Annotated in this window: 22 protein-coding genes; 10 read left to right on the top strand and 12 right to left on the bottom strand. The window is 72.9% G+C overall.

From position 1 onward, the window contains the following. Window positions 1–184 precede the first annotated feature (184 nt). Entirely contained in the window at window positions 185–1,276 is a 1,092-nt protein-coding gene (locus J2S44_RS36700; protein ID WP_310423983.1) for a VWA domain-containing protein, read from the top strand. A 26-nt stretch (window positions 1,277–1,302) separates the two neighbouring features. Continuing rightward, entirely contained in the window at window positions 1,303–2,451 is a 1,149-nt protein-coding gene (locus J2S44_RS36705) for a vWA domain-containing protein (RefSeq protein WP_310423987.1), read from the top strand. Window positions 2,452–2,454: 3 nt separating this feature from the next. Here J2S44_RS36705 and J2S44_RS36710 read toward each other — a convergent pair whose 3' ends face one another. Continuing rightward, window positions 2,455–3,540, bottom strand: coding sequence for a DICT sensory domain-containing protein (locus tag J2S44_RS36710; RefSeq protein WP_310423989.1), 1,086 nt, complete (start codon window positions 3,538–3,540; stop codon window positions 2,455–2,457). Between the two features lie 85 nt (window positions 3,541–3,625). Between J2S44_RS36710 and J2S44_RS36715 the strand changes: the two genes are divergently transcribed. Further along, the gene (locus J2S44_RS36715) at window positions 3,626–4,636 is read left to right on the top strand and encodes a DUF4034 domain-containing protein (RefSeq protein WP_310423992.1); all 1,011 of its coding nucleotides are present in this window, start codon (window positions 3,626–3,628) and stop codon (window positions 4,634–4,636) included. A 149-nt stretch (window positions 4,637–4,785) separates the two neighbouring features. Then, window positions 4,786–5,226 (top strand): hypothetical protein, encoded by a 441-nt coding sequence (locus J2S44_RS36720; RefSeq protein ID WP_310423995.1) that lies wholly within the window; start codon window positions 4,786–4,788, stop codon window positions 5,224–5,226. Between the two features lie 24 nt (window positions 5,227–5,250). Here J2S44_RS36720 and J2S44_RS36725 read toward each other — a convergent pair whose 3' ends face one another. Continuing rightward, window positions 5,251–5,922 (bottom strand): TetR/AcrR family transcriptional regulator, encoded by a 672-nt coding sequence (locus J2S44_RS36725; protein ID WP_310423999.1) that lies wholly within the window; start codon window positions 5,920–5,922, stop codon window positions 5,251–5,253. Window positions 5,923–6,025: 103 nt separating this feature from the next. On the opposite strand from J2S44_RS36725, the gene J2S44_RS36730 reads away from it, so the two are divergent. Further along, entirely contained in the window at window positions 6,026–6,964 is a 939-nt protein-coding gene (locus tag J2S44_RS36730) for an SDR family NAD(P)-dependent oxidoreductase (protein ID WP_310424002.1), read from the top strand. 478 nt (window positions 6,965–7,442) lie between these two features. Here J2S44_RS36730 and J2S44_RS36735 read toward each other — a convergent pair whose 3' ends face one another. Continuing rightward, window positions 7,443–8,246 carry an SDR family NAD(P)-dependent oxidoreductase gene (locus tag J2S44_RS36735; protein WP_310424005.1) on the bottom strand — a complete coding sequence of 268 codons (804 nt, stop codon included), beginning with the start codon at window positions 8,244–8,246 and terminating at the stop codon, window positions 7,443–7,445. A gap of 78 nt (window positions 8,247–8,324) precedes the next feature. Between J2S44_RS36735 and J2S44_RS36740 the strand changes: the two genes are divergently transcribed. Both J2S44_RS36740 and J2S44_RS36745 read left to right on the top strand, forming a co-directional pair. Next, window positions 8,325–8,741 (top strand): MarR family winged helix-turn-helix transcriptional regulator, encoded by a 417-nt coding sequence (locus tag J2S44_RS36740; RefSeq protein WP_310424007.1) that lies wholly within the window; start codon window positions 8,325–8,327, stop codon window positions 8,739–8,741. A gap of 32 nt (window positions 8,742–8,773) precedes the next feature. Beyond that, a complete protein-coding gene (locus tag J2S44_RS36745; protein WP_310424010.1) occupies window positions 8,774–9,778 on the top strand; it encodes a TerC family protein in 1,005 nt (334 codons plus the stop codon). Window positions 9,779–9,998: 220 nt separating this feature from the next. Here J2S44_RS36745 and J2S44_RS36750 read toward each other — a convergent pair whose 3' ends face one another. Both J2S44_RS36750 and J2S44_RS36755 read right to left on the bottom strand, forming a co-directional pair. Then, a complete protein-coding gene (locus tag J2S44_RS36750) occupies window positions 9,999–12,251 on the bottom strand; it encodes an FdhF/YdeP family oxidoreductase (protein WP_310424012.1) in 2,253 nt (750 codons plus the stop codon). Between the two features lie 47 nt (window positions 12,252–12,298). Continuing rightward, on the bottom strand, window positions 12,299–13,192 hold the full coding sequence (locus J2S44_RS36755) for an alpha/beta hydrolase fold domain-containing protein (RefSeq protein ID WP_310424015.1): 894 nt from the start codon (window positions 13,190–13,192) through the stop codon (window positions 12,299–12,301). Between the two features lie 330 nt (window positions 13,193–13,522). Here J2S44_RS36755 and J2S44_RS36760 point away from each other — a divergent pair, with 330 nt between their 5' ends. Next, window positions 13,523–14,287, top strand: a complete 765-nt coding sequence (locus J2S44_RS36760) for a GNAT family N-acetyltransferase (protein ID WP_310424018.1) — start codon at window positions 13,523–13,525, stop codon at window positions 14,285–14,287. A 1-nt stretch (window position 14,288) separates the two neighbouring features. Here J2S44_RS36760 and J2S44_RS36765 read toward each other — a convergent pair whose 3' ends face one another. Then, window positions 14,289–14,744 carry a cupin domain-containing protein gene (locus tag J2S44_RS36765; RefSeq protein ID WP_310424021.1) on the bottom strand — a complete coding sequence of 152 codons (456 nt, stop codon included), beginning with the start codon at window positions 14,742–14,744 and terminating at the stop codon, window positions 14,289–14,291. Between the two features lie 220 nt (window positions 14,745–14,964). Beyond that, complete coding sequence (locus tag J2S44_RS36770; protein WP_310424024.1) at window positions 14,965–16,029, bottom strand: SGNH/GDSL hydrolase family protein; 1,065 nt, start codon at window positions 16,027–16,029, stop codon at window positions 14,965–14,967. Window positions 16,030–16,448: 419 nt separating this feature from the next. Here J2S44_RS36770 and J2S44_RS36775 point away from each other — a divergent pair, with 419 nt between their 5' ends. Next, on the top strand, window positions 16,449–17,456 hold the full coding sequence (locus tag J2S44_RS36775) for an SMP-30/gluconolactonase/LRE family protein (protein WP_310424027.1): 1,008 nt from the start codon (window positions 16,449–16,451) through the stop codon (window positions 17,454–17,456). Between the two features lie 610 nt (window positions 17,457–18,066). After that, window positions 18,067–19,899 (top strand): right-handed parallel beta-helix repeat-containing protein, encoded by a 1,833-nt coding sequence (locus tag J2S44_RS36780; RefSeq protein ID WP_310424030.1) that lies wholly within the window; start codon window positions 18,067–18,069, stop codon window positions 19,897–19,899. Between the two features lie 128 nt (window positions 19,900–20,027). Here J2S44_RS36780 and J2S44_RS36785 read toward each other — a convergent pair whose 3' ends face one another. The 5 genes from J2S44_RS36785 to J2S44_RS36805 form a co-directional block, all read right to left on the bottom strand. Next, window positions 20,028–20,471 (bottom strand): DUF4383 domain-containing protein, encoded by a 444-nt coding sequence (locus tag J2S44_RS36785; RefSeq protein ID WP_310424034.1) that lies wholly within the window; start codon window positions 20,469–20,471, stop codon window positions 20,028–20,030. Window positions 20,472–20,530: 59 nt separating this feature from the next. After that, entirely contained in the window at window positions 20,531–21,130 is a 600-nt protein-coding gene (locus tag J2S44_RS36790) for an HD domain-containing protein (RefSeq protein WP_310424037.1), read from the bottom strand. 164 nt (window positions 21,131–21,294) lie between these two features. Continuing rightward, complete coding sequence (locus J2S44_RS36795; RefSeq protein ID WP_310424040.1) at window positions 21,295–22,419, bottom strand: caspase family protein; 1,125 nt, start codon at window positions 22,417–22,419, stop codon at window positions 21,295–21,297. Next, window positions 22,419–22,808 carry a hypothetical protein gene (locus tag J2S44_RS36800; protein WP_310424043.1) on the bottom strand — a complete coding sequence of 130 codons (390 nt, stop codon included), beginning with the start codon at window positions 22,806–22,808 and terminating at the stop codon, window positions 22,419–22,421. The genes J2S44_RS36795 and J2S44_RS36800 overlap by 1 nt, the downstream gene beginning before the upstream one ends. 89 nt (window positions 22,809–22,897) lie before the next feature. Then, window positions 22,898–23,362 (bottom strand): DUF427 domain-containing protein, encoded by a 465-nt coding sequence (locus tag J2S44_RS36805; protein ID WP_310424045.1) that lies wholly within the window; start codon window positions 23,360–23,362, stop codon window positions 22,898–22,900. Between the last annotated feature and the right edge of the window lie 23 nt (window positions 23,363–23,385).

Here is a 23,385-nt window from a genome sequence, read left to right on the forward strand (position 1 = left end):
GCGGACGGCGATTGTCAGGTTCGGGACAACGCGGCGGGCCGGTGGATGATCGGCGCTACAAAGGACCGTGCCGACGCATTCCGGGGGGACTTCAGCAGTGGCGCGCGAACCGGCCGATGTCGACGCGAGGGGCGCCTTCGGTGTTCAGCGCGGCGACCACAATCGGCAGTACAACATCTTTCGGATGGACCTGCCGCGCAGCGTGCGGGTCACGATGATCTCGGTGCTCGCGCTCGCCGTGGCAGCCGCGGCCACGACCGCGGTGGTGCGGCTGGTGCTGCCGCAGTTCGCGCCGACCTACAAGACCGAGTTCCTGATCGACGCGTCCGCCGCGGCCGACCCGGCGGGGCTCGCGGAGATCACCGAGTCGCTGCGGACCGTGGTCGGCAACTCCGGTGACCGGGACTCGCTGGCGCTGCGCAGCTTCGGCGGGGAGTGCGGCGCGGACGACAACACCACGCAGCTGGTCGACTTCGGCACCGGCAACCGGGGCGCGATCGCGGCGGCGGCCGCGGGTGTCCGCGGTGGCGGGACCGCGACGCTGCAGCGCGGCATCGTGCAGGCGATCGAGGACTTCAGCCGACCGTTCGCGCAGGCCGCCAAGCAGGTCAACCGGATCGTCGTGGTGACCAGGCAGGGCGCGGACGGCTGCGACCCGGACACCGCCTACGTCCAGCGGGAGATCAGCGACCGGATCGAGGCGGCCGGGCTGGAGATCGAGTTCCGGATGATCGGCTATCAGGTCGAGGACGGGCAGCAGGACCAGTTGGCACGGCTCGCGGCCGGGTCCGGCGCGCCCGCGCCGATGTTCGTCGACACCTCCGCCGACCTGGACGCGGCACTGGACTGGTTCACGAACGTCGAGCCGGTGCTGCGCAACGCGAAGGCCGTGGTCGACGTGCTCAACCCGACCGTCGGCACCGTCAACGAGGCGGTCGCCGCCACCATGGACGGCCGGCTCGACGTGGCCGAACGGCGCATCGACGACGCCCGGGACGCGATCACGGCCGCGGACCTCGCGTTCGAGGACCTGGACGGCCGCACCGGCACCGAGGCGGCCACGGATCTCCACCGGCGTGCGCGACTGCTCAAGGATCTGCAGCGTGACGTGGTCGAGTCCGCGGAGACGCTGCTCGCGGACGCGCGTGACGGCGAGCCGCTCGGACCGGGGCACGCCGCGTTCGCCACGGTCGCGGACGAGTACAACGCCGAGGCCGACGCGATGAACACGGCGCTCGCCGCGCTGCGCGCCACCGCTCCGAAGGGGACCCGATGACCCGTACCCGCCGATGGGTGTTGATCGTGGCGGTTGTCACGGCCGTCGCCGCGGTCGCGGTCGGCACCGCCGTGGTGCTGCGGACCGTGCCCGATCACCGGATGACGTTCCTGGTCGACGGCTCGGCCGGTGGTGATCCCGCCGCGGTCCGCGCGGCCGTCGGCGCCGCGGCCGGCAACACCGGCGATCGCGACGCACTGGCGCTGCGCCGGTTCGGTGGCGAGTGCGGCACCGGCGACACCACGCGCGAGCTGGTCGGCGCGGGCACCGGGAACAAACAACGGATCACCGACGCCATGGGTACGGTCGAAGCCGCCGGCCGGCCCGCGCTGCTCGACGGCGTGCTCGCCGCGATCGGCGACTTCGACCGGCGGTACCCGTTCCGCGGCCGGCTCACCAACCGGATCATCGTGATCGCCCACCACGGCACCGACGCGTGCCACACCGACCAGGCAGCGGTCTCCGCGCGGATCGAGGAGCGGATCCGCGACAGCGGCCTCGACCTCGACTTCCGGTTCGTCGGCTTCGGGGTCCCGGAGGCCGAGCGGGAAGGGCTCACGCTGCTGGCCGGCGCGGCGGGCGCGGGCACGCCGGTGTTCCCGCAGACGCCGGACGCGCTGGAGGCGGTGCTGGACCAGCTCACCGTCCCGGACCTGCCGGAGGCCTCCGAGATCACGCTGCCCGCGCCGCCGGACCCGACCGCCGGCTGGACCGCGTACGCCAGCGCCGACCAGGGCTACTCGCTGCGCCACCCGCCGTCCTGGGTGTCCGAGGAGTGCCGGCTCGATCCGAGCTTCAACCACTGGCTGGCCGAGCGCGCCGACCTGATCCCGGAGTGCGTGCCCACCGACTTCATCTACTACCGGGTGTGGGTGCGCACCGCCGAGGCGACCGGCCCGATCGACACGCCGAGCGCCGACTTCTACACCGGCATCGAGGTGTCCGAGGTGACCACCGCGAGCGGCGCACGCGGGCAGCGGTCGTCGGCCACCATCTCGGCGAGCGAGTTCACCGGCGCGCAGGGCCCGGGCGATCGGATCATCGAGTACACGTTCGACGGCGGCGGCACCCGGTACACGCTGTCGCTGGCGATCTACGGCGACGAACCGGGCGCGGACCGGTTGATCGCCGACTTCGACCTGATGGTGATGAACACGTTCCGGATCGGCGGGTGACGGTCATCGGCCGTCGTCGTCCAGCTGGGCGATCGGGACGCCCTCCTGTTCGGCCCAGTCGAGTGCCGCGACGATGCGGTCGACCGGGAACGGGCGGCGCCGGGTCGTCATGACCAGCTGGAAGGCGCCGTCCGGGAGGAACGCGTTGGTCGCCGCGGACGCGGCCAGGTCCGCCTGCAGCTGGTGCGCGATCCGCACCGCGTCGTCCATCGAGCGGGCCGGCAGCATCAGCAGGAAGTCGTCCTCGGTCAGGCGGGTCAGCCGGTCGGTGTCGCGCAGCACCCGGGACAGCACCGCGAGCAGACCCTCGTTGCGCAGCGCGCCGGTGCGCCGGCCGGTCTGCTCCGGCAACCGGTGCGGGGCCGGCACGCGCACCCCCAGCAGCGCCACCGGCAGCGTGCCGGACGCGTCGCCGGCCCAGCGCCGCAGCTCGTCCGGCCCGGTCAGCGGTGACCGGTCGGCCGGCGCGAGCTGCCGGCGCAGCGCGGCCAGCTCGGTGCCGGTCCGCTCCGCGTGCGCGACCAGCAGCCCGGCGAGCGCGTCCGCCCGGCTCTCCCCGGCGCCCGCGGGCAGGTCACGCACGTAGGACAGCACGTCGGCCAGGGCGGCGCGCGCGTCCGGGGGCAGCCGGTCGGCGAACGCGGCCTGCAACGCGAGCGCCTTGTGCAGCGCGTCGTCGCGGCGCAGGCTCCACCACCCGTCGAAGAGCCGGCCCGCCTCCAGCGTCGTGGCCGCGCCGTCCACCTCCTCGCGGTCGTGCGCCTCCAGCACCGCGCCGAACCGGGGCGTCAGGACCAGGACCGTCCACTCCCGCGCGTACGGCTCGTCGCCGTCCAGCGTGACCAGGTGCGTGCCGGCCGGCAGCTGCGCGGCCTGGTCACCGACCAGGCCGACGACGGTCACCGCGGCCCGTTCCGCGATGCGTTCGTAGACCCGCCGTTCGCGGGTGAAGTAGGGCAGGCGCTGGAACAACGCCACGACGAGCATCGGGCCGTCCTCGGCCGCGGCCAGCGCGGCCCGTTCCATCGCGTGCGAGAGGGTCACCAGGGCAGACTTCGTGAAGAGTTTCGCGTTTCGCGCGGCTGGCATCCCGGCAGCCTAAAGAAGGTCGGGGCCCGGCGCAGTGCGGGCCGTCCGTACCCCCGGCGGATCTTCGGTGTCCTATGATCCCGCCGTGCTGTCACGTCTGTTTCGCCGCGGCCCGCGCCCGGAACCGCCGATCATCGACGCCGACCCGGCCATGGACGATCTCGGGCTGCGGGCGGCCCGCGACCGGGCGCACACGACCGGTGACTGGACCGCGCTGCGCGACGTGGTCGCGGAGACCGGCACCGACTGGGAACGGCGCACGTTCCGGCTGCGGGTGCTCGGCGAGGACGCCTCGACCGCCGAGGGCGCCTGGCTCGACGACTGGCAGGAGGCCGCGCCGGACGACCCGGCCGCCGCGCTGATCTACGCGGAGTCGCTGCACCGCCGGGCCGCCAAGGCACGCGGCGGCGCGTCCGCGCGCAACACCACGCGCGAGCAGTTCGCCGAGTTCCAGGCGCTGTCCGCCCAGGCCGTCAGCGCCGCCCGCCGCGCGCTGGACCTGGCCGGCCCGGACGATCCCAGCCCGCTGATCCTCCTGCTCAACGGCGCGTTCGCGGGCCGCACCGTGGACACGCCCGAGTTCGACGCGCAGGCGACCGAGGCCCGCCGTCGCTCCCCGTACCACTTCGAGCTGCACCTGACGCTGGTCAGCCTGTACTGCGAGAAGTGGTACGGCTCGCACGCCCGGATGTTCGAGGCGGCCCGCACCGTGGCCGAGGGCGCCCCGGCCGGCGCGAACGCGGTCATGCTCCCGTACCTGGCGCACTTCGAGTACGCGATGCGCGAGTTCGGCTGGGACCGCCGCGACCGCACGTCCCTCGCCGCCGTCGCCACCTACTTCCAGCGCCGCGAGATCCGCGACGAACTCGACACCTGGGCCGCGAAGTGGCGCGCCGGCGCACCGCACCCGCCGGGCCGCGCCATGACCTGCCGCCACTGGCTCGCGCTCGCCGCCTTCCTCGGCCGCCGCAAGGACCTGGCCCGCGCCACCTTCGCCGAGATCGGCACCCACCACGGCGGCACCCCGGCCTGGGGCTACTTCCTCCCCGGCGCCGGCAGCGGCTTCCTGGCCGCCTGGGAGTGGGCACACGAGTAGGACCACGCGAACGATCTCCCGCTTCCGGCGTGGTGCGCGGCCCGCACGTCCCCGCGGGTCAACCGCGCGGCGGCCGCCGGGCCGTCGACCGGGTCGTCGAGGATCGTGGTGGCCGTCCGGAGTGGCCGGTCGGTGACACGATGGCGGGCGTGCGAAACGAGGCGTTCTACTCGACGGCCGCGCAGGTGCTGCCGGCACTGCTGATCGCGCTGCTGGTGCAGATGAGCGCCGTGCTGCGCGCGCACCTGCGGGTGTTCGCGCACTACGCGGCCTCGAACTCGCCGGACCGGCCCGGATCGTACTTCTCCGATCCCGAGGAGAAGCGGCTGGTCGTGGACGTCCTGACGGCGAACGCGTTCCGGCGGTGGATCCGCAACGGCGTGCTGGGCGGCACGCTGATCGTCGTCGGCGAGGCGTCGGCCGTGGCCGTCCTGGTCGCCGGCACCGACGGCTGGCTGCCGCTGGTGGCCGGGCCGGTGTGCGTGGTGGCGATCCTGGTGTCGACGGTCCTGGCCGCGTGGCTGCCGATCTCGCAGCTGCGGAAGATGGCACTCCTCGACCGCAACCAGGCGCGCGGTCGCGGCCGGTGACACGGTTGCCGGGCGGTCGGCCGGTCAGGGGCGGGGGAGCACGCCCAGGAGGGTGGCGGTCAGCGCCGGCCGCAGGTAGTCCTCCAGGCTCAGGTGGAAGCCGGCCAGGTCGGGTTCGGCCCGGTAGACGGCCTGCATGCTGGGCGGCGGCGTGCTGTACGCGGGCAGCGCGCCGGCCGTGAGCATGGTCTGCAGGCTGAACATCGATGCGTTGTCGCCGAGCTCCGGCAGGTACTTCCGGACCAGCGCGGTCATGGTCGTCAGGCGTTCCAGGGAGGCGCGCTTGTAACGCGTCGCGACCTCGACGGACACGTTGTGCTCGAGGACGCCGGTCTGCGCGCCGAAGAGGTCGCACATCACCACCCGTCGGGCGAGCGAGCCGCTGAGGATCTCGGCCACGGCCGCCGCCCGGTCGGCCATGGGCAGTTCCACGTCGATGCCGGCGGCCAGCTCGGCGGCCAGCTCGGTCAGCCACTGCCGCAGGAAGTGGTCCAGCAGTTCGAGCAGCACCGCCTCGCGGGACTCGAAGTAGCGCAGCACGTTCGGCTTCGCCAGGCCCACGCGGCGGCACAGCTCGTTGAGGGTGACCGCGGCCACGGGCATCTCGTCGAGCATCGCCGACGCCGTGTCGAGGATGGCCCGCCGGCGGATCTCCCGCTGCTCTTCGGTTCGCGCCCGCTGGAACGTCACGATCATCAGCCTAACTTAAGTACCTCCGGTACGTTGACCAAAGTACCGGAGGTACTTTATCGTCGACGTAGCAAGATACCTCCGGTACTTTAAAGCTAGGGAGCTCGCCATGGGTACGAAGTGGACGACCGCGGACATCCCGGACCAGCACGGCCGGGTGGCCGTGGTGACCGGGGCCAACACCGGCCTGGGGTACGAGACGGCCAAGGCGCTCGCCGGGCGGGGCGCGTCCGTGGTGCTCGCCGTGCGCGACGTCGCGAAGGGGCGGCTGGCCGCGACCCGGATGGGTGGTGACGTGACCGTGCAGGCGCTGGACCTGACCTCGCTCGACTCGGTCCGGTCCGCCGCGGCGGCACTGCGGTCCCGGCTCGGCCGGATCGACCTGCTGATCAACAACGCCGGCGTGATGTACACCCCGAAACGGACCACCCGGGACGGCTTCGAGATGCAGTTCGGCACCAACCACCTCGGCCACTTCGCGCTCACCGGGCTGCTGCTGGACCTGATGCTGCCGGTCGCCGGCTCCCGGGTGGTGACGGTCAGCAGCACCGGCCACCGCATCCGGGCCGCGATCCACTTCGACGACCTGCAGTGGGAGCGGTCGTACAGCCGGGCCGGCGCCTACGGCCAGTCGAAGCTGGCCAACCTGATGTTCACGTACGAACTGCAGCGCCGGCTCGCCGCGCGCGGCACGACCGTCGCGGTGGCCGCGCACCCCGGCCTGTCGAGCACCGAGCTCACCCGCAACACGCCCGCGGCCTTCCGGCTCCCGATCGACTTGCTGGCGCCGATGGTCACCCAGACACCGGAGATGGGTGCGCTGCCCACGCTGCGCGCCGCCACCGACCCCGCGGTGCTCGGCGGCCAGTACTACGGGCCCGGCGGCCGCAACGAGATCATGGGCCACCCGCGCCCGGTCCTGTCCAGCCCGGAGTCCTACGACGTGACGATCCAGCAGCGCCTGTGGGCCGCCTCCGAGGACCTCACCGGCGTACGGTTCCCCGTCGTCCGCCCCGCCCGCGAATCCGGACCGGTCCTGGCCGCGTAGCCGGCACCCGGCAACGGGCTCGTCGAGTGCGGTCCCCGCGGTGGCGGTCGGTGCGGTTACCGTCCGCGGGCCGGTACCGGCACGGGCGACGCGGCTCCACCCGCGCCGAACCGAGCCGTCCCGTGCCGAGCCGTCCCGTGCCGAGCCGTCCCGTGCCGAGCCGTCCCGTGCCGAGCCGTTCCGTGCCGTGCCGGAACCGGCGGCGTGCCGGTTGCTGTGCCGTCCCGTGCCGTGCCGGAACCGGCGGCTTGCCGGTGGCCGTCCCGTGTCGAGCCGGAGCCGGCGGCGTGCCGGTGGCCGGTCCCGTGTGCTCGTCCGGGCCACCCGCGGAACCGGCTCCGACGCGGCGGCCGAGCGGCGGCGGAGGCCGCCGCGGGTTTGCCCGCGGGAGCATGCGGGCCGCACCACGCCGGGAGCGGGAAAATGGGGGTCCGGCTCGGTGTTCGCGCCCGGCGGGCGACGTTCGTGGGGCGGTGTCTCAGGCGTCCGTGGCCGTGTGGTGGCCGAGGCGGCGGTTCACCGCGCCGGTGGCGCGGACGACGGTGGCGCGGGGCAGGAACCGGGCGACCACGGTCTGGGCGCGGTGCAGTGGCCGGCCCGGGTACGAGTTGAGGCGGCCGCGGGCGAAGTCGTCGAGGGTTTTCGCGGCCACCCGGTCCGGGGAGTCGGTGACGCGCGGGTCCATGACCGCGGTGGTGCCGTCGAAGAAGCCGGTGTCGACCGCGCCCGGGTGGGCCGCCATCACCCGGACGCCGCTGTCCCGGAGCTCGTGCGCGAGCGCCTCGGTGAACGACAGCACGAACGCCTTCGTGGCCGCGTAACCGGCCTGGTACGGCATCGGCTGGAACGCGGCCGTGGACGAGACGTTGATGATGCCGCCGCGGCCCCGGGCCACCATCTGCCCGCCGATCGCGTGGGTGAGCGCCATCAGCCCGTGCACGTTGAGGTCGACGGTGGCGCGCTGCGGCCCGTACGGGCGGTGCAGGAACGGCCCCACCGTACCCGCGCCGGCGTTGTTGATCAGCAGGTCGATCGTGATGCCGCGCGCCGCCAGCTCGCGCACCACGAGCGCCGGGCCGTCCGGTGTGCTCAGGTCCGCGGCGAGCGGGTGGACGTCGACGGGGTGCCGGGCGCGGATCTCGGCGGCGAGCGCGTCGAGTGCGTCGGCCGACCGGGCCAGCGGCACGACGTGTGCGCCGCGCCGGGCCAGTTCGCGGGCGGATGCCCGGCCGATGCCCCTCGACGCACCGGTGACGAGCGCGGTGATGCCGGTGTAGTCCATGGGATTCCTTTCGAGACTCGAAGTAATTCGCACCGTAACACATACTTCGAGACTCGAAACATCGCTAGGATGGGCGGCATGGATCTGCTCGCCGTGGTCGCCGCCGCCTTCGAGATCGAGATGCGGACCACCGAGCGGCTGACCGGGTTCCTGGCCGAGCACCGGCTCACCCCGGCCACCGCGCACGCGCTCTGGGCGATCGATCCGGCCGAGCCGCCGCCGTCGATGAAGGTGATGACCGACCGGCTGCACTGCAACGCGCCCAACCTGACGTTTCTGGCGAACCAGCTGATCGACCGCGGCCTGGTCACCCGGGACACCGACCCGGCGGACCGCCGCTCCCGGGTGCTGGCGCTGACCACGCGCGGCCGGGACGTTCGTGCCGAGCTGATCCGGGCGACGCTGGCGATCACGCCCTACGCCATGCTGGACTCCGACGAGATCGCACAGCTGAAGGACCTGCTGGGCCGCGTAATGGACGCGTCCGCCGGGTAAGAGGCTGCGGACTCCGCACCGAAAGGACTCGCATGCTGGAGGTATCCGCGCTCGGCTGGGCGCTGACGATCGGCACCATCGTGGCGCTCCTCGCCATCGACCTGATGGCCGGCTGGCTCCGCCCGCACGCGGTCGGTTTCCGGGAGGCGACGGCCTGGTCCGTCGCCTACATCGCGGCCGCGCTCGTGTTCGGCCTGATCTTCGCGTCGCAGGTCGGCTGGGAGTACGGCACCGAGTACTTCGCGGGCTACATCGTCGAGAAGAGCCTCTCGATCGACAACCTGTTCGTCTTCGTCATCATCATCAGCACGTTCGCGGTGCCGGTCGAGCACCAGCACAAGGTGCTCACGTTCGGCATCCTGGCCGCGCTCGTGCTGCGCGTCATCTTCATCGCGCTCGGTGCGGCGCTGCTGTCGCTGTTCTCGTTCATGTTCCTGATCTTCGGCCTGGTGCTGATCTGGACCGCGGTCCAGCTGTTCCGGCACCGCAACGAGGACCCGGACGTGGAGGACAACGGCCTGGTCAAGGTGGCCCGGAAAGTGCTGCCGACCACCACGGAGTACCACGACGGCCACCTGTTCGCCCGGGTCGACGGCCGCCGGGTCGCCACACCACTGTTCATCGTGCTCATCTCCATCGCCGGCACCGACCTGCTGTTCGCGCTCGACTCGATCCCGGCCGTGTTCGGTGTGACCGAGGAGGCGTACATCGTCTTCGTCGCGAACGCGTTCGCGCTGCTCGGCCTGCGCGCCCTGTTCTTCCTGGTCAAGGGCCTGCTGGACCGGCTGGTCTACCTGTCCGTCGGGCTCGCGGTGATCCTCGCGTTCATCGGCGTCAAGCTGATCCTGCACTGGGCACACGACCTGAGCGACGCGGTCCCCACGGTCTCCACGCCGCTGTCGCTCTCCGTCATCGTCGGCGTGCTGTTCATCGCGATCGTCGCCAGCCTGATCAAGGTCCGCCGCGACCCGTCCGCCACCGCACATGCCGGCTCGCTGCGCGTCCGGTCCCGCCCGCAGGACCGCGAGGAGCGGTAACCGGCCCGCCCGCCCGGCGTGGCTCCCCGGTCACATCGGGATCCGCCGCGATCCGAACCCCGGTGCGACCTGGCCTTCACACTCCGCGGCTCGGCCGAGACGAGAGTCCGGGCCGAGCCGCGGCGCGCCCGCAAGGTCGCCGCGGAACCGGACGGCTGGGATGCGGCCGCGGGACCCGGGTTCGCCGGCCCGGATGCCCGCGGCGCGAACGGCGGTTCGGTCAGGCGACCGGTTCCAGCCGGACCACGATCTCCTTGGACGTCGGCGTGTGCGACAGCTCCGCCGTGGAGTCCAGCGGGACCAGCACGTTCGCCTCCGGGAAGTAGGCGCCCGCGCAGCCGGCCGCGATCGGGTACTCCACCAGCCGGAAGCCGGGCGCGCGTCGTTCCACGCCGTCCTTCCACTCGGACACGATGTCCACCATCGACCCGTCCGTCAGGCCCAGCGCCGCCAGGTCCTTCGCGCTGACGAACACCACGCGCCGCCCGCCGGAGATGCCCCGGTAGCGATCGTCCATCCCGTAGATCGTGGTGTTGTACTGGTCGTGGCTGCGCATCGTCTGCAGCATCAGCCGGCCGGGCGGCAGGTGGCGCTCGACGATCGTGTTGACCGTGAAGTGCGCCTTGCGGTCCGGCGTGCGGAACTCGCGGCTGTCCCGTGGCCCGTGCGGCAGCGTGAAGCCCTCCCGCGGCGTCACCTTGGCCTCGTAGTCGTCGAAGCCCGGCACCACCTTCGCGATCACCTCGCGAATCGCCGGGTAGGACGCCTCCCACGACGACCACGGCAGCTGCGAGGCGGAGAGCGTCGCCTGCGCCAGCCGGGAGATGATCGCCAGCTCGGACAACAGGTCGGGGGAGGCGGGCGCGAGCCGGCCCGTGGACGCGTGCACGGCCGACATCGAGTCCTCGACCGTGACGAACCCGGCCGGGTCCCGCTCGGTGCGGCCGAGGCACGGCAGGATCAGCGAGACCCGGCCGGGCGTGACGTGCGTGCGGTTCAGCTTCGTGGACACGTGCACGGTCATGTCGCAGGACGCGAGCGCGGCCAGCGTGACGTCGGTGTCCGGGGCCGCGGCGGCGAAGTTGCCGCCGAGCGCCATGAAGAACCGGGCCCGGCCGTCGCGCATCGCCCGGATCGCGTCGACCACCGCGAACCCGTGCCTGCGCGGCACCTCGATGCCCAGCTCACGCTCGATGTTGTCGACCCACGGCGGCGGGCTCTCGATGATGCCCATGGTGCGGTCGCCCTGCACGTTGCTGTGCCCGCGGACCGGGCACAGGCCGGCGCCCGGCTTGCCGATCATGCCGCGCAGCAGCTGCACGTTGACGACCTCGCGGATCGTCGGCACCGAGTCGGAGCGCTGGGTCAGGCCCATCGCCCAGCAGACGATGGTGCCCTCGGACTCCGCCATCAGGCGCGCGACCTGCTCGATCTGCGCGCGCTCCAGACCGGTCTGGGTCTCGATGACGTCCCAGTCCACGGTGGCGCGGGCGGCGGCGTACTCCGCGAAGCCCGCGGTGTGCGCCTCGATGAACTCGCGGTCCGCGTGCGGCAGCAGCAGGTGCCCGAGCGCGGCGAACAGCGGCAGGTCCCCGCCGACCTTGATCTGCAGGTAGTGGTCGGCGAGCGACGTGCCCTTGCCGACCACGCCGTCCGGGGCCTGCGGGTTCTTGAACCGCAGCAGGCCGGCCTCGAGCAGCGGGTTGACCGCGACGATGGTGGCGCCGGCCTTCTTCGCCTTCTCCAGCGCGGTCAGCATGCGCGGGTGGTTCGTGCCCGGGTTCTGGCCGACCACGATGATCAACTTTGCCCGGTGCACGTCCTCGAGCGTGACCGAGCCCTTGCCGATGCCGATCGTCTGCATCAGCGCCACCCCGGACGACTCGTGGCACATGTTCGAGCAGTCCGGCAGGTTGTTCGTGCCGTACGCCCGGACGAACAGCTGGTAGGCGAACGCGGCCTCGTTCGAGGTGCGTCCGCTGGTGTAGAAGACGGACTGGTCCGGCTCGACCGCGTTGAGCTGCGCGGCGATCGTGTCGAAGGCCGCGCCCCAGCCGATCGGCTCGTAGTGGTCGCTGTCCGCCCGCTTGATCATCGGGGTGGTCAGCCGCCCCTGCTGGCCGAGCCAGTAGTCGGACCGGCCCGCCAGCTCGGATATGGAGTGCCGGGCGAAGAACTCCGGCGTGATCCGCCGCAGCGTCGCCTCCTCGGCGACGGCCTTGGCACCGTTCTCGCAGAACTCGAAGTGGCTGCGCTTGTCCGGGGCGGGCTCCGGCCACGCGCACCCCGGGCAGTCGAAACCACCGGCCTGGTTCAGCTTCAGCAGGGTGAGTGCGCTGCGGCGAACCCCCATCTGCTGCTGCGCGGCCGCCAGCCCGTGCAGGACGCCGGGCACCCCGGCCGCGGCCTGCTTCGGCGGTGCCACATGGAGATCGCGGTCTCCGACGTCGTCGGTGGGAGCGTTCTTGGCCATGCGTGAGACCTTATGCCGGAAGAGATCCTTTTCGCACTAGTCGCCCTTCACATTTGAGGGCCGTTGAGGGTACGCGTGAGGAACTCCACGCTGCGCCGCACCTGCGCGCCCAGATCCGCGCCGCCGAACAGATGATCCGCGCCCGGCACCAGCTCCAGCTCGACCGGTGCGCCGGCCGCTCGCAGCGCCTCGGCCAGCTCGACGCTCTGCCGGTAGCCGACGACCACGTCCTCCTCGCCGTGCAACAGCAGGATCGGCGGCGCGTCCGCACGCGCATACGTGACCGGGCTGGCCGCGGCCGCCCGCTCCGGCGAGCGGGTCACCGGCTCGCCGATCAGCAGTGACTCCGGCGAGTCGTCGGCGTCGTGGTCGCCGGTCGCGCGCGGGTGCTGGTGCGCCTGCATGGTGGCCAGATTGGACGGACCGTACCAGGACACGGCCGCCTGCACCGCGGAGTGGCCCTCGGTCACGCCGACCGCGCCCTCGTCCGTCGACAGGGCCAGCAGCGACGCCAGCAGCCCGCCGGCGGACTCGCCCCACACGCCGATCCGCTCCGGGTCGATGCCCAGCTCCGCGGCGTAGAAACGCAGGTAGCGGATGGCGGACTTGAGGTCGTGCAGCGGCGCGGGGAACGCGGCCTCGCGACTGAGCCGGTATGCCGGGAGTGCCACCGCGCACCCGGCCGCGAGCAGTCGGCCCACGTGGTCCTCCCCGGCCAGCCAGTCGGGCGTCACCTTCGGTGAGCCGTTGAGCCAGCCGCCGCCGTGAATCCACAGCACCACCGGCACCGGGCCGGCCGCGCCGGCCGGCACGACCAGGTCGAGCAGCAGCGGACGGTAGCCCTGCTCCTGCGCCACGAACGCGTCTCGGTAGTCGATCCGGTCGCCGCGCCGCTCACCCGCGGGCGGCGGGCCGAACCGGTCTCTGCCTGCATCAGCCATGATCTGATCCTGCCACCCGGGGGCGGCTGCGCGGATCGGACCGTGGTCCGAGGACAGCGCCCGCGCACCGGCCGATCATTGGGACCGTGACGACGCCCGATGCCGCACCACGAGGTGCCACCAGACCCAACCCGCGACGCGCAGCGCCCGTGCGATCGCGCCGTAGAGAAAACTCCGCATGCCGGTTCTCAACGCGCCGCGCGCCGGGAGGTTCATGGATTGTGGGGGAAATTTCCCTTTGTGCCGTTATGCCGATGGTCGCGTCACCCGCGCGTCGTGTGATCCGGGTCTCATCGGCGCACTTTCCGCGTCTCCCGGCATCCAGTGCGCATGACCGCAACGACTGTGTGGCATCACGGCCTCAACCGCGCCTACTGGACGGGGTGGAGCGGCGCCGCCGGCGGCGACCCGGACGCCGACCTGCCCATCTACCGCTCCGAGATCCCGCACGCGCTGCTCAACGGCGTGCTCCGGGTCCGGGACCGGCCGATCGGCGACGCGATCGCGGAGGCCCGGGCCCGCCTGGCCGGCGTGCGCTGGGTCTGGTGGGCCGGCGCGGACAGCGACCCCGGCACCGCGGAGGCGCTGCTCGCCCACGGCGCGGAGCCGGCCGGCGAGGTGCCGATCATGGAGCGTGAGCTCATGGAGCGTGAGCTCATGGACGTGCCGGCACCGGTGACCGTGCCCGGCCTGACCGTGATCCGCGACGGCGACCTGAGCGCGTACGTGCGGGCGTACGCCGGGCCGAACGGCATCCCGGACGGCGCGTTGCCCGTCACCGAGCGTGCGGAGCGGGACTATCGGCCGCCGCGCGGCGAACTGGTGCGGCTGTCCGGCGTGGTGGCCGGGCAGACCGTGGCCAGCACGTCCGTGCTGCTCGGCGACGACGGCGTCGCGGGGCTGTACTGCGTTGCCACGCTCGACGGGTTCCGCCGGCGCGGCATCTCGACCGCGCTGACCGTGGCGGCGCTGCGGCTCGCCCAGGCCGCCGGTCATCGCGTGATGACGCTGCAGGCCAGCAGCATGGGCGAGCCGGTCTACCGGAGCGCCGGGTTCCGGGTCGTGGACTCCTGGCGGTTCTTCCGGTTGCCGTGACCTACTCGAACGGGCACCCCGGGTTCGGCGCGTCCTGCGACAGCGGCGAGCCCGTGGGCAGCACGTACAACACCTCCAGGACCACCGGGGCCGGGCCGCGGTTGATGCCGATGTGGACCTCGTCCGCGCCGGCGGGTTCGTAGATGAAGCTGCCCCGCGGGTAGAAGCCGTCCTGCGCGCACGTCGCGTCGAAGTGGCTCAGCGCGCCCTGCTTGACCGTCGCGTAGAGCGTGCCATCGTGGTAGTGCCAGCCGGTCGCCTGCCCCGGCGGGATGGTGATCTTCCGCAGTACGTAGTCGGTGCCACCGACCGTGTGCTGCGCGATGATCGTGCCGGACACGCCCGGCCCCGGCGGCGTCGCCTGCGCCGCACCGGCCACGCCGAGCGTGGTCGCGGCCACGGCCGTCGCGACCACCGCAGCCGCGACCGTCGCAGTCCGCCGTACCTGTCGCTGCATGAATGCTCCTCATCGGGAAATCGGACAGAACACTTGTTACAGACGGACGCGATCGACGATTGTTCACCCGGATCGCCGGGCGATCAGGTCGCGGTGGGCTCGGTGGCGCGGGACCGCATCGGGACGAGGCGGCCGCGGCGGCGCGCCGGCCACAGGAACGCGGGACGCCCGGCGTCGTCACGGTCGCGCGGTCACTGCGCCGTAGCTCCGCCGAGCTACGTCACCAGCGCAGCGGCAGCGTGTCCACGAAGGACTCGAGGCGCGTGGCGATCAGCGCGTGGTCGGCCAGCGACGGATGCCAGTGACAACCGCCGTAATCCAGGCCGGTGCCCGGGTAGTGCCACAGCCGCACCCGGTCGGTGCGCTCGGCGACCACCCGCGCGGCCGCCTCCGGGAAGCCGGGCGCACCGTCGGTGCTGCTCACCACGATGATCGTCCGCTCGCCGTAGCGGGCCCGGAGCGTGTCCAGGAAACCGTGGTAGGCGACCCGGTACGCCTCGGCGCGCGACTCCGGCGTCCACGGCTCACCCGGGTTGATCGCGGTGGAGAAGTCGTTGATGCCCAGCCCCACGACGACCAGCTGCGGCCGCCACGTCCGGGGCCGCTGCCACACGTCACCGTCCACCGCGAGCAGCGCCCGCTCGTAGTAGGTGCGATAGCTGGTGCCCGGCTCGCCGCCGTTGTAGTTGCGCACCATGCCCCGCCCGGAGAACGCGTTGAGCTGGTAGTCGGCCCCCAGCTCCCGGGCGGCGAGCGCGCCGAAGCTGCGGTCCGCGTTCGTGGTCCGGTGCACCTCGTCGCCGGCGCAGTCCCGGGTCGCCGACTCGTTGCCGTACCCGGCCGTGTACGAGTCGCCGATGAACTCGATCTGCCGCGGGCGTGGGCGCGGCGCCGACAGCAGCGTGCCGCCGGCCACCGGCACGAAACCACCGAACGCGCCGGACGTCCACGGGCTCTCGGTGCGCTTGACCACCCGTACCGTGTGCGTGCCGGGCGTCAGTCCGGTCACCCGGTGGGTGATCGCGCCCGGCTTCACCAGCGTCGCCACCGTCACCCCGTCGACCGCGACGTCGTAGTCGTTGTCCGCGTCGTCCAGCACGATCCCGACACCGGTCCCGCGGAACCGGCCCTCCAGGTAGACGCCCGGCCAGCTGTACCGCAGCACGGCGCCGTCGGCGACGACCCGCCCGGCGGTGTGCACGGCGTGCGTGGGCGGCGCGGGCGTGGCGGGCGCGACCAGCAGCGCGGCGGCCAGCAACGGCCGCACCATCAAATCGACAATCATAAATCGACAGCGTACGCCGTGCCGGCGCCGCCGACGCCTCCCTCCACCGCGCCCCCGGTCCCACCGTGCCGGTCCCGACCACGCCGGACCTCCCCGCACGTGTCCGGCGCCCGCACGTGTCCGGCGCCCGCACGTGTCCGGCGCCCGCACGTGTCCGGCGCCCGCATGTGTCCGGTGTCCGCAGACGTCGAGGGCCGCGCGCGTCGAGGGCCGCGCGCGTCGAGGGCCGCGCGCGTCGAGGGCCGCGCGCGGCTGGGGGTGCGCTTCGGTGGCGGGCGGAGGTGGTGGGTCTGCCGTGGACCGCGAACGCCGTCCGGTGCGGCGCGTCGGTGGTGCGTGAGCGAATCGGGCGGCCGCCGCGCGTACCGGTGATGGCGCGGTGGGATTTTCGGCCGGCGGTCGCATGGCAGGATGATCGGGTGAAGACGGCGGTCGGGGTTCTGGTGGTGCTGCTCAGCGGCGGTTTCGCGGCGCCCGCGCCGGAGGCCGTGTGCACGGTGACCGACGACCGGCTCGCGGAGCTGTCCGGCCTCGCGGCTACGCCGGACGGCGGGTTCGTGACCGTGAACGACGGCGCCGACGACCCGGCGGCGCGACGGATCTTCTTCCTCGACGCGGAGTGCGAGGTCGTCCGCGAGGTGCGGTATCCGTCGGAGCCGCGGGACACCGAGGACGTGGCCGTCGCGCCGGACGGGACGGTGTGGGTCGCGGACATCGGTGACAACGGCGGCGTGCGGGAGACGGTCGGGTTGTGGCGGCTCGCCCCGGGCGCGGACGAGCCGGTGCCGGTCCGGTACACCTATCCGGACGGGGCGCGGGACGCGGAGGCGCTGCTGCTGGACGGGGACGGCACGCCGATCATCGTGACCAAGGACCCGTTCTCACCCGGGCTGTACGCGGTGCCGGGCGACGACGGCGGCGTGCTGCGCAAGGCCGGTTCGGTCCGGATCCCGGACTCGCAGACCGGCAACCCGTTCGGGTTCGCCGGGCGCTACGTGGTGACCGGCGGCGCGGTCTCGCCGGACGGCACCCGGGTGGTGCTGCGCACGTACGCGGACGCGTTCGAGTTCCTGGTCACCGATGGTGACGTCATCACGAGCATCACCGACGGTACGGCGGAGGCGATCCCGCTGCCGGACGAGCAGCAGGGCGAGGCGATCACCTACAGCCCGGACGGAAGGTCGCTGCTCACCGTCTCCGAGGGCTCCCGCCCGGAGATCGTCCGCTACGCCTCGGTGGTCCCGGCACCGGAGCCGGAACCGGAACCGGTGGCGAACCAGGACGCGCGGGACGACGCGTCGCCGTCCGCGGCGGGGGAGCGGTCCGGCGGGCTCAGCACCGCCGGGATCGCGGTGGTCGCCGGCGCCGGAGTGCTGGTGCTCGCCGCGCTCACCGCCGGCCTCGCCCGCCGTTTCCGGCGGTGTTGACGACGCCGTTTCCGGCGGTGCTGACGATGCCGCTTCCGGGCGGCCTGGCCCGCCGTTTCCGGCGGTGTTGACGACGCCGTTTCCGGCGGTGCTGACGATGCCGCTTCCGGGCGGCCTGGCCCGCCGCTTTCGGCGGTGTTGACGACGCCGTTTCCGGCGGTGCTGACGATGCCGCTTCCGGGCGGCCTGGCCCGCCGCTTTCGGCGGCGTTGACGACGCCGTTTCCGGCGGTGCTGACGACGCTGCTTCCGGGCGGCCTCGTGCGCCGCTTCCGGCGGCGTTGCCTGTGCTGGCCCGGGTCGTCCCAACTGCGCCGTTCCCCATGGCCGCGGCGGCGCTGCTTCCGGCGGCGCTGCTCCCGGTGGCGCGGTGAGCCGTGGTGCCGACCAGCGCCGGGAACGGCGCTGCCGGCGGCGTGGCGGGGCGGCGTGTCTGCAACAAACCTGCACATTGCCATTTATTGACTGATGTGTATCGGCGGGTGAAGTATCCGAGGCAGAAGATCCGTCCCGGAGACCGCCGGAAACGCCCCGTGGACGCGCCCGCCGGCTCGCTGCCCGGCCGTCCCGTCCGGTGGTCCTCGGCGTTGCGACAGAGGAGAACTCCACCCATGGCTCCATGGCCCCACCGTGCCCGCGCACGCCGGCTGGTCGTCGCCGGCGGACTGGCCGCACTGGTCACCGCGGCACTGATCACGACCGTGACCGGTGCGCACGCGGCAACCGTGTTCAGCGCCGACTTCGAGAGCGGCGGTGTCAGCGGCTGGTCGAAGTCCGGCGGCACCTGGTCGGTCGTCGCGGACGGCTCGCAGACGCTGCGCCAGACGAACGCGGGCAGCGAGAACGCGCGGCAGTTCGCCGGCGACACCTCGTGGACCGACTACTCCGTGACCGCGCGGGTGAAGCCGCTGTCGTTCGGCTCCGGCGGCGTCGTCGGGCTGCTGGCCCGCGCGAAGAGCTCGACCTCGTTCTACCGGCTGGCGCTGCTGCCCGGCAATCAGGCGCAGCTGCAGGTCGTGAACGGTGGCACGGTCACCGTGCTGGGCACGTCCGCGCGCCCGGTCGCGACCGGCAGCTGGTACACGGTGGGCCTCACCGTGTCCGGCGGCACGATCACCGGCAGCGTGGACGGCGCGGTCATCGGCTCGGGCAGCAGCGCGGTCGCCGCGACCGGCCGGATCGGGTTGCAGACGCTGTTCGCGTCCGCCGGCTTCGACGACGTGGCGGTGCACACCGGCGGCACGCCGACGCCCGGGCCGACCACCGGCGGCCCGACGCCCGGCCCGACCACGCCGCCGCCGGCCACGACCCCGCCGCCGGCCACCACGCCACCGCCCGCGACCACGCCGCCGCCGGCCGGGAACGCGCTCTACGCGGCGCCGAACGGCAGCGCGTCCGCGGCCGGGACGATCGCCGCGCCGACCACGGTCGCGTCCGCGATCACCCGGATCGGCGCGGGTGGCACCGTCTACCTGCGCGGCGGCACCTACAGCTCGTCGTCGACGATCACGATCGCGCCCGGCAACAACGGCACGAGCGGCGCGATGAAGGCGCTCCAGGCGTACCCCGGTGAGATTCCGGTGTTGAACTTCTCGGCGCAGGCGGAGGACCCGGCGGCCCGCGGGCTCGCGGTCAACGGCAACTTCTGGCGGGTGTACGGGATCGTCGTGGAGCGCGCCGGCGACAACGGCATCTTCGTCGGCGGCAGCAACAACGTGATCGAGCGCGTGGTGACCCGCCACAACCGGGACTCCGGGCTGCAGATCTCCCGGATCGCCGCGGACACGCCGAACAGCGCGTGGCCGGCGAACAACCTGATCCTCAGCTCGGAGTCGCACGACAACGCGGACTCGGACGGCGAGGACGCGGACGGTTTCGCGGCGAAGCTGACGTCCGGGCCGGGCAACGTGTTCCGCTACACGGTGTCGCACCACAACATCGACGACGGCTGGGACCTCTACACCAAGTCGGACACCGGGCCGATCGGCGCGGTGCGGATCGAGGACTCGCTCGCCTACAGCAACGGCACGCTGAGCAACGGCACCACGCACGGCAACGGCGACCGGAACGGCTACAAGCTGGGCGGCGAGGACATCGGCGTCAACCACACGGTGCTGCGCAGCGTCGCCTACCGGAACGGCAAGCACGGGTTCACCTACAACAGCAACCCGGGCAGCATGACGATCTCGAACAACCTCAGCATCGACAACACCGAACGTAACTTCAACTTCGACGCGGGTACGTCGGTGTTCCGCAACAACACGTCCTGCCGCGGTGGCAGCGGCACCAACGACCGGATCATCGGCAACGCGGACGGCTCGAACCAGTTCTGGTCCGGGTCGAACGGCTCCCGCTGCGCGGCCTACGCGGGCGCGCTGGCCTGGTCGTTCGCCGCGGACGGCCGGCTCGTGATGACGCTCGGCGGGCGCCCGGTCGCGCTCTGACCCGCGCAACCGGCCACCACGCGCACCGGCCGCCGCCACGCACCGTGGTGGCGGCCGGTCCGCGCCGGCGGCCACGACCCGGGGACTCGGTCATCGGCCGCCGGCGGCGATCGGTGCGGTGGACCGGCTCAGGTGCGGGCCGGGCGCCGGGTCAGCAGCAGACCCAGGCCGATCATGGTGACCGCCAGGAACAGGTGCAGCCAGTTGTCGGCGGTGTTGAGCGGCACGAAGTTCGCCGCGCTGTCGTGGCCGATGACCAGGCCGTAGAGCCACAGCACCAGGTAGGTGGCGCCGCCGACGACCAGGAACAGGCGGGCGCCGTTGACCGTGCGGGCCAGGGCGAGCCCGGCGACGCCGTAGAGCAGGTGCACGACGTTGTGCAGGATGGACACCTGGAACACGCCGAGCAGCAGCGCCTCGGACTCGTGCCCGGCGAACTGCATCGTGTCGTAGTTCGTGGTGAGGCCCGGGATGAAGCCGGCCACGCCGACGAGCAGGAAGACGACCGCGTAGACGAGCGCGGCGAGCCGGACCGGCGATCGGTTGGCCACGGACGTCGAATGGTTAGCCATCGCGTTTACCTCCATCGATAGGTGGGTCGTGTGCCCGTCCGATGCGGAGGTAAACGTGCCTAGCCGAGCGTGTGGCCGTGGCGTGCGGCGAGGCCGGCGAGTTCGGGCGTGCCGAACTCGTCGCGGAGTCGCGCGAACCGGGCCGGCTTGTCCGCGCCGAACCGGCCGATCGACGCGGCGAAGGACTCGGCGGAGTTGAAGACCGGCGGGGTCTTCTTGCTGTGGAACTTGTCCGCGTACATGACCAGCCGCTCCTCCGCGCTCTCCGCCAGGTAGTCGGCCGGCGGCAGCGGCAGCCGCTGGGCGAGGACGTCCGCGCGGGTGATCCCGACGCCGGTGTGGTGCGCGCAGATCCGGCACAGCGCGTCCGGCAGCCCCTCGGCGGCCAGCAGGTCCCGGCCGAGCAGGCCGTGCCGGACGTACTCGCGACCGTCGATCCGCCCGTCCGCGTCGTAGAGCCGGTAGACGCCGATGTCGTGCAGCAGCGCACCGGCCCGCACCAGGTCACGATCCAGTCCGGCGCCACCGGGGCCGTCCAGCAGCTGCTCCGCGATCGCGCAGACTATCTCGCAGTGCGTCCACACCAGCGTGAACGCCTCCGGGCTCGGCGCATACCGTTCGTGCAGGTCCCGGATCTGCCGGTCACTCGGAATGATCACACCTCATTGTCCCCGGGCCCGCCCGCCCCTCGATCGTCGGGAGCGGGCGGGGGGTGCCGGGACCACCGCGGAACCGGCAGGGAGGCCGCCCGCGGCCGACCGGTGCCCGCGGGAGCACCGGACGGTGACCCCGCCGGAAGCGGGAGAACGGTGTGCTGCTCGTGCTATTCGCCGTCGATGCCGAAGATCGTGTACTCGAGCGCGTCCGCGTGCCGCGCGACCTGGTAGCAGCGGGCGGCCAGCTGCTGGCCGGACGTGCCGATCAGTGGCGTGAACGACTGGGTGACCACCTGCGGCACGCCGGTCCGCCCGGCCACCAGCGCGACCCGGCCGTATCCGGGACCGCCGGCCGTGCCGAGCAGCGTCTCCGGCGTGACCAGCGGTGAGACCGGGCCGACGTCGGCCTCCATGCCGCAGAGCGTGACGCCCTCGCTGAACGGGTCGGTGCTGTCGACCAGGAACACCTGCACCACGTGGCTGCGGCCACCGGGCAGCGGAACCGTCACGTCGAGGTGGTTGCCGTGCTCGGCCCAGCCGGCGCCGAGCCGCTCCGCGACCGCGGGGAACCGCTGCCGGAGCCGGCCGATCCGGCCGCCCAGGACGGCGGCGGGCGGCAGCCCACCGGCGTCGGCCGGGGGAGCGGGCAGCGCGGAGTCGGTGAGCAGCCACGCCTTGATCAGGTCGTCCAGGCCGATGTCGGACTCGCGGCCCTCCTCCAGGAAGTCGACCGCGCGCTGCAGCGTGACCGGGCGGCCCCAGCCGGCCACCAGCGGGTGCCCGCCGAGCGCGGCCCGCCACGCCGGGGCGTACGCGCCGACGTAGCAGGCCCCGAAGATCACCAGGCGGAGGCCGGCCGGGACCGCGGCGGTGTCCACGTCCGACGGGGAGATCCGCACGCCGTCGCAGGCCTCGAGACTCCCGTCGGTGCCGCCGTGCGAGCTCCAGTAGACGCCGGCCGGTACGAGTCCGTCGAGCCCGCGCCCGGTGACCGCGTCCAGGAGGTCCTCGCGGGTCGCCTGCCGGTCCACGACCACGGTGTACCCGGCGCCGCGCAGCACCGCCACGTCGTCGTCGATCTCGGCCAGCTCCGCCGCCAACATGCCCGGGTCCTGGGTGCCGGCCGTCCGGTAGCCGAACAGGAACAGGAAGGCCTTGCCGTCGCCGATGCCGGCGGCGGTCGGCGGGTGCACCTCGCGCGCGGCCGGGTCGTCGCTCCGGGCGCCCGCGGTCCAGTGCTTCGGGCCCGGTTCCCGGTCCGCCCACGCCGCCGGGAGGAAGACCTCGCCCATCAGAAGTCGTCCCGCTCGGCGTGCTGCTTCTCCAGCCCGTCCGCGGTCGCGGCCAGCGCGCGCAGCGGCAGCGCGAACTCGTCCGGGTCCAGCGTGGCCAGCGGCGCCTGATGGATCAGGAAGTAGTCACCGTCCGCGTCGACGGCGAGCGCGCCGATCGCGAACTCCGCGTTCTTGCGCAGCGCGGCCAGCGGCGACATCTCGTCCGCCCGGCAGACGAAGCTGCGGAACTCGGCCCAGTCCTGCTCGCAGTACGCGAACCGGGTGACCGACACCTGCTGCGAACGCCCCGACTCGTACTCCCAGACCAGGGCGAACCCGTTCTCCTCGTCGTTGACCAGCTGGTACGCGGTGCGCGCGTGCTCCTGGAGCTCGTGCCATGTCGGCATGCTGATGATCCTGTCTGCGGCGATAAGAAACGGCGCAGCCTAACGCCTCCGGCATGACGAACGATCACTGAGGACGGTACGGCCGTCGCTCACCAGCCGGTCGTCCCCGGGCCGCCCTTGAACGGCCCGGCGATCTCCGCGGTGATCCAGCCGCCGTAGAAGTCGCCCTCCTGGGCCCGCACCGGCTCGTCGTCGACCCGGCACTCGTCCACCCGGCTCGGGTAGAACGCGAGCGCGCCGGCCAGCTCCGCGTAGGCCGGCGACGGCTCCTCGTACGACCACGCGGCCCGCGCCACCCGGTTACCCGGCGTCACCAGATCCCAGTAGGTCGCCACCCCCTTGAACTCGCAGAACGTCCGGTGGCCCGGATCCTCGTGCAGCAGCCCGTCGGTGACGTCGGCGCGCGGCACGTAGTAGACCGGCGGATGCGACGTCTCCAGCACCCGCCAGCAGTTCACACCGTCCGCCACCAGCACCCCGCCGTGCCGCACCACGACCCGTCGGGTGGTGCGCTCCAGGCGCGGCGGCCGCGGGTAGTCCCACACAGATTCCATTTGCCCATTGTCCCCGCCGGCGG

The sequence above is a fragment of the Catenuloplanes niger genome (assembly GCF_031458255.1).
In the GTDB taxonomy this organism is placed as follows: domain Bacteria; phylum Actinomycetota; class Actinomycetes; order Mycobacteriales; family Micromonosporaceae; genus Catenuloplanes; species Catenuloplanes niger.

Bases quoted from the DNA above. Each gene is read 5' to 3' on its own strand.
- J2S44_RS36805 (WP_310424045.1), bottom strand. From the start codon at position 23,362: ATGGAATCTGTGTGGGACTACCCGCGGCCGCCGCGCCTGGAGCGCACC.
- J2S44_RS36730 (WP_310424002.1), top strand. From the start codon at position 6,026: ATGGGTACGAAGTGGACGACCGCGGACATCCCGGACCAGCACGGCCGG.
- J2S44_RS36750 (WP_310424012.1), bottom strand. From the start codon at position 12,251: ATGGCCAAGAACGCTCCCACCGACGACGTCGGAGACCGCGATCTCCAT.
- J2S44_RS36745 (WP_310424010.1), top strand. From the start codon at position 8,774: ATGCTGGAGGTATCCGCGCTCGGCTGGGCGCTGACGATCGGCACCATC.
- J2S44_RS36755 (WP_310424015.1), bottom strand. From the start codon at position 13,192: ATGGCTGATGCAGGCAGAGACCGGTTCGGCCCGCCGCCCGCGGGTGAG.
- J2S44_RS36780 (WP_310424030.1), top strand. From the start codon at position 18,067: ATGGCTCCATGGCCCCACCGTGCCCGCGCACGCCGGCTGGTCGTCGCC.
- J2S44_RS36740 (WP_310424007.1), top strand. From the start codon at position 8,325: ATGGATCTGCTCGCCGTGGTCGCCGCCGCCTTCGAGATCGAGATGCGG.
- J2S44_RS36725 (WP_310423999.1), bottom strand. From the start codon at position 5,922: ATGATCGTGACGTTCCAGCGGGCGCGAACCGAAGAGCAGCGGGAGATC.
- J2S44_RS36785 (WP_310424034.1), bottom strand. From the start codon at position 20,471: ATGGCTAACCATTCGACGTCCGTGGCCAACCGATCGCCGGTCCGGCTC.
- J2S44_RS36770 (WP_310424024.1), bottom strand. From the start codon at position 16,029: ATGATTGTCGATTTGATGGTGCGGCCGTTGCTGGCCGCCGCGCTGCTG.
- J2S44_RS36710 (WP_310423989.1), bottom strand. From the start codon at position 3,540: ATGCCAGCCGCGCGAAACGCGAAACTCTTCACGAAGTCTGCCCTGGTG.
- J2S44_RS36735 (WP_310424005.1), bottom strand. From the start codon at position 8,246: ATGGACTACACCGGCATCACCGCGCTCGTCACCGGTGCGTCGAGGGGC.
- J2S44_RS36800 (WP_310424043.1), bottom strand. From the start codon at position 22,808: ATGCCGACATGGCACGAGCTCCAGGAGCACGCGCGCACCGCGTACCAG.
- J2S44_RS36700 (WP_310423983.1), top strand. From the start codon at position 185: ATGGACCTGCCGCGCAGCGTGCGGGTCACGATGATCTCGGTGCTCGCG.
- J2S44_RS36795 (WP_310424040.1), bottom strand. From the start codon at position 22,419: ATGGGCGAGGTCTTCCTCCCGGCGGCGTGGGCGGACCGGGAACCGGGC.
- J2S44_RS36760 (WP_310424018.1), top strand. From the start codon at position 13,523: ATGACCGCAACGACTGTGTGGCATCACGGCCTCAACCGCGCCTACTGG.
- J2S44_RS36765 (WP_310424021.1), bottom strand. From the start codon at position 14,744: ATGCAGCGACAGGTACGGCGGACTGCGACGGTCGCGGCTGCGGTGGTC.